General features: G+C 35.7%; 6 protein-coding genes. 2 read left to right on the forward strand and 4 right to left on the reverse strand.

Annotation, left to right across the window (positions count from 1 at the left end; genetic code table 11):
• The first annotated feature begins 226 nt into the window (after positions 1–226).
• Entirely contained in the window at positions 227–2,005 is a 1,779-nt protein-coding gene (locus ILA26_RS08650; protein WP_292896371.1) for a ribosome biogenesis/translation initiation ATPase RLI, read from the forward strand.
• Between the two features lie 7 nt (positions 2,006–2,012).
• Positions 2,013–2,333 (forward strand): hypothetical protein, encoded by a 321-nt coding sequence (locus tag ILA26_RS08655; protein ID WP_292896373.1) that lies wholly within the window; start codon positions 2,013–2,015, stop codon positions 2,331–2,333.
• Here the strand turns inward: ILA26_RS08655 and ILA26_RS08660 are convergent.
• The 4 genes from ILA26_RS08660 to ILA26_RS08675 form a co-directional block, all read right to left on the reverse strand.
• Positions 2,330–2,707, reverse strand: coding sequence for a putative zinc-binding protein (locus ILA26_RS08660; RefSeq protein ID WP_292896375.1), 378 nt, complete (start codon positions 2,705–2,707; stop codon positions 2,330–2,332). The genes ILA26_RS08655 and ILA26_RS08660 overlap by 4 nt on opposite strands.
• Positions 2,704–3,420, reverse strand: coding sequence for a 4Fe-4S binding protein (locus ILA26_RS08665; protein ID WP_292896377.1), 717 nt, complete (start codon positions 3,418–3,420; stop codon positions 2,704–2,706). Before ILA26_RS08665 ends, ILA26_RS08660 begins: the two co-directional genes overlap by 4 nt.
• Positions 3,421–3,426: 6 nt before the next feature.
• Positions 3,427–4,602: a pyridoxal phosphate-dependent aminotransferase gene (locus tag ILA26_RS08670; protein ID WP_292896378.1), complete on the reverse strand. Its 1,176-nt coding sequence runs from the start codon at positions 4,600–4,602 to the stop codon at positions 3,427–3,429.
• 319 nt (positions 4,603–4,921) lie between these two features.
• Positions 4,922–10,969 (reverse strand): Ig-like domain repeat protein, encoded by a 6,048-nt coding sequence (locus tag ILA26_RS08675; RefSeq protein ID WP_292896380.1) that lies wholly within the window; start codon positions 10,967–10,969, stop codon positions 4,922–4,924.
• Positions 10,970–11,206 lie beyond the last annotated feature (237 nt).

Raw genomic sequence — 11,206 nt, forward strand, 5'->3', positions numbered from 1 at the left:
ATTATTGAATTTTAACAGTCTTTAATCTAAAAATGACATTAATTATGTAACATTATCAAATTTATTATTTAAAAATTTTATCATATTACATTTATCATTCAAAGAAAGCAAGTGTTTTAATTATTATATTCTATAAAAAAAAATAAATTAAAAGACCAAATTTAACAATACTTTAATTAATAGTATTAACAAAACTATTAATGATTATATTTTTAAGGAGATTATAATGACTCGTATTTCAATTTTAGACAAGGACAGATGTCAACCTAAAAAATGTGATTACGTTTGCATCCATTACTGTCCAGGTGTTAGAATGGAAGAAGACACCATAGTAATTGATGAAGACTCAAAAAAACCGTTGATATCTGAAGAATTATGTGAAGGATGCGGAATATGTACTAACCGCTGTCCGTTTGATGCTATTTCAATTATTAACTTACCTGAGGCAGCAGGAGAACCGATTCATAGATTTGGTCAAAACCAGTTTGAACTGTTTGGACTTCCAAGCCTTGAAGAGGGAACCGTTTTGGGACTTCTCGGACCGAACGGTATCGGTAAATCCACAATCATGAACATCCTGTCAGGAAGCCTCATACCTAACTTCGGAGACTTCGACAACAAGCCTGAAAACTGGGATGCAGTAATTGACTACTACAAAGGATCATCCCTTCAAAAATACTTCCAGGACCTCTCTGAAGGAAACATCAAAACAATCTTAAAGCCACAAATGGTGGATAAGCTTCCTAAAGTTGTGAAGGGTAAAGTTAAAGACTTATTGAGCAATGTTAATGAACGTGACAAGCTCGACTACGTCACAAAAGAATTGCAACTTGAAAATGTTCTGGACAGAAATATGGAAAACCTCAGTGGAGGGGAACTTCAAAGAGTTGCAATAGCTGCAACAGTCCTCAGGGAAGGGGACTTCTATTACTTCGACGAACCTACATCATGGCTGGACGTTTCCCAAAGGTTGAATGCCGTTAAGGTAATCAGATCTTTAGCTGAAGAGGGAAAAAGCGTTCTCGTAATTGAGCACGACCTCGCTACATTGGATGCATTGTCCGACAACATCCACATATTATACGGACAACCTGGAGGATACGGTGTAGTGTCCGGTAAGAAAGGAGTTCGTTTAGGAATCAACGCTTACATCAACGGATTTTTAGCTGAGGAAAACGTTAGAATCAGAAGAAATCCAATTGAATTCACAATAAGACCACCAACCCCTGAAGACGAAGGGGATGCACTTGCAGCATACACCGACTTGAGCAAGGATTACGACGGATTCAAGTTGAGTGCTGAAGCAGGCGAAATCTTTTACGACGAAATCGTTACAGCATTTGGATCTAACGGTATAGGTAAAACCACATTCGCAAAGATGCTTGCAGGTGTTGAAGAGCCAACCTCCGGAGAAGTTGATGAGGAAGTGACAATAGCTTACAAGCCACAATACATCGTTTCAAACTTTGAGGGAACAGTGAGCGACTTTTTATACATGAACGCACCTAGTTTCGGAAGCAAAATCTTTGAAAGCGAAATCATGAAACCATTGACATTGGATGAAATGTTGGACAAACCTGTGAAAGGATTAAGTGGTGGGGAGCTTCAAAGACTTGCAATAGCCGCAACATTGTCAAAAGATGCAGAAATATACCTTTTCGACGAACCTACAGCATTCTTGGATGTTGAACAAAGGCTGATTGCTGCAAGAGTAATCAGAAAGATGGTTGAAAGCAGAAACGCAGCATCATTGATTGTAGACCACGATATCGTGTTTATCGACTACATTTCAGACAGGGCAATGGTATTCAACGGTAACCCAGGATTAAACGGTCATGCATCAAAACCGACTGACCTTAGAAACGCAATGAACGAATTTTTAGGAAACCTCAACATTACCTTCAGAAGAGATAAGGAAACAAAAAGACCAAGAGTCAACAAGCTCGACAGTTACAAAGACCGTGAACAAAAGGAAAAAGGCGAATATTATTACTTATCCGACTGAGGGAAAAATGCTTGAAAATAGAATTAAAGGTGCCCAATTAGCAAAAAGAGCGTCTTATGCATATTTGATTTGTGCAATAATATTGATAATATCAGGGTTTGCACTTGTGGGATATGATAAACTCATATTTGGCGGAATATTTTATGCAGTCATGTTTGTTGTCATATACTTCATTTCAACAAAATTCGGCAAAAGCAAACATGGATGGATTTTGCTGGCCTCCTGTGCAATAATTACAGTGATAGTCACTCACGGAATGCTTTCAATAGCATTTGCAATATTGTTGCTCGTATGTGCAAATGACATGAGAAAAGAATTAGACAATTAGATATTTTCTAATTCTTTCAAAATATATTTTTTTAACACAACAACCGCTTTTTCACCATCTTCATCCAAACGGACGGCATCCAATGGGTTTAAGTCATATGTTTTAACAACCGCATCGGCTGCAATGTTCTTAACTGATTTTACATCCTTATCATTTAAGATTACTGAAGCGCAATCATCCGCACAACCGGTGATTGTGACTATTTTTGAATCATCCAGAATAGGTGAACAATTGTTTGGCTGTGCTGAATATTCAGTGATGCACGCTGCCACAATATTATCGTTTTCCAGTGCCAATTCCACAGTAGCTGCACGAACCACTAAACCTAACGGACTTAATCCACTGCATGATACCAATGCTATTTTTTCACTCATTTTTTCATCCTCGAATATCGTTTTTTAACTTTATCATAACCTCTTTTGTAAAAGGGACAGAAATTGATGCAAACGCTGCAGCCTTCACGATGGGCTGTGCACAATTTCCTTAGGAACTTATCGTTTTCGTCGAATGCGTTTTCAGGACACCTGTCAATGCACACTCCACAGGTCGAACAGTAATCTTCAACCCATTTCAATTCGTTTTCATCCTTAAAGGGAAGGTTTTCTATTGATGTTTGAATCATGAAAAATCCCAAATTCAATCCCTCTTTAAACAGACACATGTTGCTTCTTGTAATCACCGCATCATTTGACTGCAAAGCAATAGCCCTTAGGCTCACTCGGTCATCCAAGGGATTGATCAAGTCTGCCCTAAATCCGTTTTCCCTCAAGATGTCCGCAAGCGCAAAGGCCTTTGCACCGACTTCCTGAAATTCTTCGTCCATCAATTTGCATTTTTCCTTTGATGGATCCATTTTCAGTATTTCTTCAGACATCGGATATTTCAAAATAATTATGTTGTCCCAATCTATGCCCCATTCCATCTTAAACTCATCACTTAATTTGGAATAGCTAAGACCGACAAATCGTGAAGCGATGGCAATGTCTGTAAATTCATTTAAAAAATCATCAGATATGGTGTTTTTGGGATGGTGAGGGTTTTCTATACTATAAAAATTTGGAATAGGTTGATGATATCTAAATCTCATACTAACCTATTTTTTCCTTAAAGCCTCTACAGCCTTAGGGAACTCTTCGCAGAATACTTCAATTTCTTCTGTTGGTATTGAGAAACTTATACGCAAGTATCTGTCTCCAAACTCTTCAGAAGTGTATTCTCCTTCTCTTGTGAATAATTTTCTTTCAATCAGGTAATTTGACATTTCCTTCGGATTTATTCCTGCACCGGACAAGTCTATAACCATCATGTTCGCGTCAGATGGATAAACCGGAAGGAAAACCCCTTCAATAGGTTCAATCATTTCACTGATTAATCTTTGGTTTTCAAAGCAGATTTCTCTCATTTGGTCAAACCATTGAGGTTTTGACTTGAGTCCTGCGATTGCACCGTATTGGGAAATGATGTTTACTCCCAAGTCGTTTACAACAGCGTTCTTGATGGCGTCGATTATCGGTTTTGAGGACACTACGCCTCCAACTCTTAAACCAGCCATTCCAAATATTTTTGAAAAACTGTAGATTGTCAATGTTTGGCCAGGAGCGAAGTTTTCCACAAGGAAGTGCTCTCTTGCGAAGTCTTTGTAAGTTATATCATGTAATAAGTATAAATCGTTTTCCTTTGCAATTTCTGCAAATTCCTTAAGTTCATCTTCAGTGTATGATGAACCTAACGGATTCAACGGATCAATCAAGATTACCATACGAGTGTTCTCATCCATGTTTTCTCTTAAAAGATCAGGAGTCAATTTATAATCGTTTTCAGGATAGTAAATTGGAACGTACCTCACTTCACCGGCGAAACGATTTGCAAAGTCTCCAATGATGAAGTAACCAGGGTCTGACAAAATCACATTGTCTTCAGGTTCAAGCAATGCTTGCATTACAAGATACAATGATTCTGTTGCACCAGAGGTCAATAAAACTTCCAAGTCTTTTAATCCTAAGTCATCTAATATCAATTGTTTAAGTTCTTTAAATCCTTCAGGGGCCGGATATCGACAAAAAGTTTTTTCCTTAATCGCTTCAATCATTGCATCAGCAATTGTATCGTCATGCAAGTGGTTGGTGTTTTGACCCATCCAAATCATGTCTTTGTCCATATACATATCTTCAAAAAAGTCATTAGCGGAATCATATCCTTCCGGTGGGACTCTTTCGGTTTTTTGAAATTTCTTTCTTGGTTTTTTAATATCGAAATCCTTTTCCCTCATAATTATCACTCAAACAATTCCTAAAATATTTCTATTTTAGCATTAATGTATAAACATTATTACATTTAAAATGGTCTATCATCCATTAATAATATACTATATTAATAATAGTATATATTAATTTTTCATTTGGAGTGAAAAAATGAATCAAAATCCATTACATGAAATGCGCCTAGTGAAAAAATCACTTCGAAGGAACACGAAACCTCTACAGATTAGCCGTGAAAAAAATATGCGAATCTACATTCCATGACTATGGAAAAAAAGAGGATTGCACCCTATTAAAAAAAATAATTAAATGATAGAGATTTGAAAATCCCTATCTTTTTATGGTTAATTTTTTGGTTACTTTGTCTTTTCCGTAAGCTACTTTGTATTTGTATTTCTTGCCAACTTTGAGTTTTTTGAGCATGGATTTTTTGACTTTCCATTTTGCTTTTCCTTTCTTGTTGGTTTTTACCTTGTATTTTTTCCCATTGAATTTGATTTTGATCTTTTTATTCTTAAGGTATTTATTGTTGACCTTTTTCAGGGAAATTTTTACTTTGGTAACTTTTTTGGATTTTTTGACCTTTTTGTTTTTAGCTTTGATTATGCTTTTGACTTTAACTGTGTTTTTGACTGTTTTTCCTTTGTAGGTTGCAGTGATTGCATATTTTGCTTTTTTAGGTTTTACGTTAGGTATTTTGAAGGTCGCATAACCGTTTTTATCAGTTTTTACATTGTAGGTTTTGCCGTTGAATTTGATGGTTACAACTTCGCCGGCACCTACTGCCTTGCCGTTTTTAGTTATGAGAACTTTATAAGGTGATTTAGCAGTATAAAGCATTGTTACATCCTTATTGTTTATTATTTTATAAACAGCAGGTTTAACGTCAAATCTGAATACATTTGCATCCGCTTTAAATGTATAATCACCATTGTATCCGACATATACATTATAGCTACCTTCAGACAAGTCATTTATAGAATAGGACCCTGCACCATTTACTACATGTATATTACCATCAATAATATCCCTTATTATTACCATAACATTGCCTGTGAATGTATTATTGGTTCTAATTTTTACAATTGCATTTTGACCTTCAAAAATATTCTCGACAGTAATTGTCAGGTTAAGATCGATTTTTTCTTTTTGAGGCTTGACTTCAAATTTGGCTGTTTTTGAATCAGGGTTAAACGCATAATCTCCATCAAAACTGACAGTTACAGTATAATTTCCTGCATCCAAATACCTGGCAGAATATTTACCTTTACCGTCAATTATTTCTAAGGTTTCATTTTGAATGTCTGTGCCGTTTATTGAAATCTTAATTCCACCGTCAAATAATTCATTAGCGCTGACAGATATAATTGCCATATTACCTTCCTCAATATCCTTAACAATGACGTTTAAATTTAGGTGTTGTTTTGGAAGGACTTTGAATTGGGCAGTTTTTGTAGCTGCATTGAATTTAGTATTTCCGTCAAAGCTAACAGTTACAGTATAATTGCCGGCAGGCATATCGTCATAAGGGCAATTGCCAACACCATTTACAATATTGACTGTTTGATTGTAGCCGTTTATTGATAGGGCGACAGTGCCATTGAATATGTCAATAGTATTGATTTTAACAATTTCATCTTGGCCCTCAATGATATTCTCAACACTAACGGTTAAATTAAGGTCAAATTTAGGAGTAACTTCAAATTGCGCTGACTTTTCATCAGGATTGAATTTGTAATTTCCATCATAAACAACAGTTACAGTATGTTTGCCTACAGGTAAACCGGAAACACTATAACTGCCAAAACCGTCAACAACATCAACTGCATAATCATCGTCATCTACCAATAATGTGACAGTGCCGCTGAATATGTTAATAGCATGAATCTCAAAAGTTTCAGTTTGACCTTCAAAAATATCCAGAACCTTAACATTTAACTCAAGATTGTATTTCGGTTTGACTTTGAATGCATTTGATGTTTTATCATCATTAAATCTGTCATTACCATTAAAGCTGACAGTCACGGTATAATTGCCTTCAGCCAAATCGTACTCAACATAACTGCCGACACCATTAACAACACTGGCAGTGAAATTGATGTCATTTATTGATACAATCACATTGCCGGTGAAATTAGTATTTGTAGTAATATTGACAGTTGCGCCCTGACCTTCGAAGATATCCTCAACAAATGCGTTTAAGTCAAGATCATATTTTTTGACTGAGAATGAAACTTCCTTAGCATCATCTTTAAATATCCTATCATCTTTTAAACTAACATATGCAGTATAATTGCCTGCAGGTATGTTTTCTATAGTATATGAACCTTCACCGTTTGTTACAGTGATGATATCCCTAGCAGTGCCTGCTATAACAATTGAAAGGTTGCCATTGAATAGATTGTCTGTGGTGACTTTCACGATTGTATTCTGACCCACGAAAATATCCTCGACATTAGCAACAGTTAAATTAAGATCACGTTTCTCAACTTCAAACATGCTTACTTTTGCATCACCTTTAAATACATTGTCACCATTGAAACCAACATATGCAGTATAATTGCCTGCAGATAAGTTTTCTATATCATATGAACCTTCACCGTTTTCTATGGTTATATTGTCATTAACAATGCCGTTTATAACCAATATGACTTTGCCGTTGAATGTGTCATTTGTGGTGACTTTCACGGTTGCATTCTCACCTACAAATATATTTTCAACAGTAACTGTCAGGTTAAGATCAGCTTTATCCTTTTCAGGTTTGACTTCAAATTTAACTGATTTTGAATCAGGATTAAATGCCACATTTCCATCAAAGCTAACAGTCACAGTATAATTTCCTGCATTCAAGTCCATAGCATAATAAGTGGCATTGCCTTCAATAAGTTCTAAAGTTTCATTTTGGATATCTGTGCCGTTTATGGAAATCTTAATAGCTCCATTAAATAACTCATTGGCACTGACAGATACAATAGCCATATTGCCTTCAGTAATATTTTCAACAATGACGTTTAAATTGAGGTTTTGTTTTGGAAGGACTTCGAATTTAGCTGTTTTTGAATCGGCATTGAATCCAGTATTTCCGTCAAAGCTGACAGTTACTGTATAATTGCCAGCAGGCATCTCTGGATAAGTGTAATTACCAACACCATTTACAATATTGACTGTTTGATTGTTGCCGTTTATTGATAGGGTGACAGTGCCATTGAATATGTCAATGGTATGGATTTTGACAGTTTCGTCTTGGCTTTCGATGATGTCCTCAACACTAACTGTTAAATTAAGATCAAATTTAGGAGTGACTTCAAATTGCACTGACTTTTTAACCGGCCAAAATGTAGCACCCTTATAGTTGACAGTTACAGTATAATTGCCTACAGCTAAATCTGAAACAACATAACTTCCGTAACCATCAACTACATTAACAGTATAATTAGTTCCATTTATGGATAAAGTAACATTATCCTTGAATGTTTTATTTGTGGCGAAGATTTCAACAGTTTCACTTTGACCTACGAAAATATCTTCAACAGTAGCATTTAAATCAAGAGCATATCCCAGTTGCATTACGGTGTTCACGTTTCCACTGTTACCTCCGTCTATGTTGAATTGGACATTATAAATACCTAATTCTAATTCTCCTATACTCCATCCTTTATTATCGCATGTTAATTCTTTTGAGATGCCATCTTTAGTAACAGTAACTTTAAGATTGCATTCCGGCAAACCTTGGAATGATACAACATTACCTGGGAAGAATATCTTCTTATCATCAATATAGAATTTAATTTGAGTGAGATCTGCAGTATTATTAACAAAGGAACAGTTGTCAGCAGAACCGGTGTAGATTGCACTGCCTGCCCTTGCAGTATTGTTGATAAAAGAACAGTTCACAGCAGAACCTCCGTTCATTGCACCACCCAAATCACTGGCTGAATTGCTGATAAAAGAACAATTATGAGCATAACTAACCCTTTGCATTGCACCACCATACCTTGCAGTGTTGCCGATGAAAGAACAGTTCACAGCAGAACCGCCCCACATTGCACCTCCAAAGCCTGATGCTTTATTATTATTGAATGAGCATATTAAAGCATTTACATTAGAGATTGCTCCACCATAGGATGCAGTATTGCTTTCAAATGTACAGTTTATTGCAGTGACGCTTTTTGCTCCGTTATTCCAGATGGCAGCACCAAATCCACCATAATTGGCTTGTCCGTTTGCAAAAATTATATTTTTAAATGTAACCTCTGCATTATTGGTTACCTGAAAAATTCTCATTAGGTTATTACCATCTATTTTATGGCCCTGACCATCTATTGTAACGGATTTATTAATTATGATTCCATTTGCCAGATTGCCCTTGTCATAACATGAATAATCATAATCCAGAACAATTGTGTCATTTTGGGTATTGCGGATTAATTCATCCAATTCCTGAATTTGTTTAGTTTTCACATCTATTTTGGTAGTGAATTCGCCTTTATTTTCATCATACTGTTTTATAGTGAATTTGACAGTATATGTGCCGGCTTTTAAGTTTTCTATATTCCATCCTTTATCAGTGCAGTTAAATGTTTTTGTGTCTTTATTTTTATCAGTGGCAGTTACTGTAAGATTACATTCAGGCAAACCATAGAACAATACAACGCTCCCTATAAATGCTGCGTTATCTTTAACATTAAATTGAATTGTTGTGTTGTATACATTGTTATTGATAAAGGAACAATTCACAGCAGTACCACCATACATTGCACCACCCTCGTTTGCAGTGTTATTGTAGAAATATGAGTGTTCCACATTACCATTATTATTATAATCCCATGAAATTGCCCCACCTTCCTCTTTTGCAACATTATTTGTAAAGTTACAGTTTTTTACATTACAATTTTCAGTGGCAGTCATAATGACTGCACCGGCACGTTTTGATGCTGTGTTGTTTGTGAAACTGCAGTTTATTATAGTAGAATTAACAGCTTGCATCCAAATTGCACCCGCAGAATTTGCAGCAGTATTATTTGTGAAGCTGCAATCTAAAACAGTGGTTGGAGAGAAAATTAGCATGGATCCTCCATCTTTCGCTTTATTATTTGTAAAAGTGGAATTTGAGATGATTGCGTTTGTACAAAACTCCGCCACATAAACTGCCCCTCCATCTTCTGCAGCATTATTATTGCTGAAGTTACAGTTTTTCACATAAGAATTTTTAGAACCCCTTAAGAAGATGGCACCACCTAAATCTGATGCGGTGTTGTTTGTGATTTTGCAGTTTATTACAGTACAATTAGCACCCTGTATCCAGATGGCTCCGGCACGATTTGCAGTGTTGTTTGTGATTTTGCAGTTTATTACAGTACAATTAGCACCCTGTATCCAGATGGCTCCGGCACGGTCTGCAGTGTTGTTTGTGAAACTGCAATTTGAAACCGTGTTTTGAGAATATGACCTGATGGCTCCGCCTGTTGTTGCTTTATTATTTGTAAAAGTGGAATTTGAGATAATTAGGTTGTCGGCATTATCAACTGAACAAATTGCACCCCCTTCCTCTTTTGCAACATTATTTGTGAATATGCAGTTCATTATAGCGGAATTAGGATCCTGTACCCAGAGGGCACCACCGAATTTTGCAGAGTTATTTGTGAATATGCAATTCGAAATGGTATTTTCTTCCCCAGTCATGAAGGCTCCACCGTTATCCGCTTTATTATTTATAAAAGTACAATTTATAATGGTGCACTTCTTGTTAGTGACGAGAGCTCCACCTGTTGGTGCTTTATTATTTATGAAAGTACAATTTGATATGATGGAATTGTCACCAACAATATGCATTGCACCTCCAAACTCTTTAGCAGAGTTATCTATAAACTTACAATTTGAAATAACAATATTTTCACCATTAGAATAGATTGCTCCACCAATTGATGGAGTGTAACAGTTTTTAAAGGTAATGTTATTTAATACGATTTGATTATTGGTATTAAAAATAAAAAAAGCGCATGCTATATTTTTTCCATTTATTGTAAAACCATTACCATTAATAGTAATTTGTTTATTGACAGGTATTCCCTCTACATAGCGAACATCAGTTTCACGATAACCAATAGGTGCGGTATAAACATAATCCCGAGTTAAATTTAATTCATTATCGGCTTTTTTAATCTCATTTGCCAGATTGGTAAATGTTCCTGTATTTGCACTTAGTTCATTTTCTTCAGTTACACTGAGTTCGTCACTGTCTTGATTTTCAGCAAGAATCACTTCATTATCTTGATTATCACTTGCCATGACAGTTTCATTTACATCGCTTGCATTAACGCTTGCAACGGTAAACAGAACCGTTATCAAACATATGAAAATAAGAAATTTTTTAAACATCATTGTATTGTTTAACCTCCAATATTATTTATCGTTTAGAAAAATATTTAAAGATTTATATTAATGGTGAATATCTTATACATTGGATGGTTTTAGTTTGAACCTCTCCAGCTTGTAGAAGCTGGAGATTCTTAGGCCATACCTATTGTTTTGTCAAGGCATTTCCATTCGTAATAATATTCGAATTTTCCTTGACCGATAGGTATGAAATCTACTAAGCATAGCACCATTGAACCA

The organism is Methanobrevibacter sp. (assembly GCF_017940815.1).
In the GTDB taxonomy this organism is placed as follows: domain Archaea; phylum Methanobacteriota; class Methanobacteria; order Methanobacteriales; family Methanobacteriaceae; genus Methanocatella.

What these genes read in the sequence shown, in the direction of transcription:
- ILA26_RS08660 (WP_292896375.1), bottom strand. Translation starts at nt 2,707, where the DNA reads ATGAGTGAAAAAATAGCATTGGTATCATGCAGTGGATTAAGTCCGTTA.
- ILA26_RS08670 (WP_292896378.1), bottom strand. Translation starts at nt 4,602, where the DNA reads ATGAGGGAAAAGGATTTCGATATTAAAAAACCAAGAAAGAAATTTCAA.
- ILA26_RS08650 (WP_292896371.1), top strand. Translation starts at nt 227, where the DNA reads ATGACTCGTATTTCAATTTTAGACAAGGACAGATGTCAACCTAAAAAA.
- ILA26_RS08665 (WP_292896377.1), bottom strand. Translation starts at nt 3,420, where the DNA reads ATGAGATTTAGATATCATCAACCTATTCCAAATTTTTATAGTATAGAA.
- ILA26_RS08675 (WP_292896380.1), bottom strand. Translation starts at nt 10,969, where the DNA reads ATGTTTAAAAAATTTCTTATTTTCATATGTTTGATAACGGTTCTGTTT.
- ILA26_RS08655 (WP_292896373.1), top strand. Translation starts at nt 2,013, where the DNA reads ATGCTTGAAAATAGAATTAAAGGTGCCCAATTAGCAAAAAGAGCGTCT.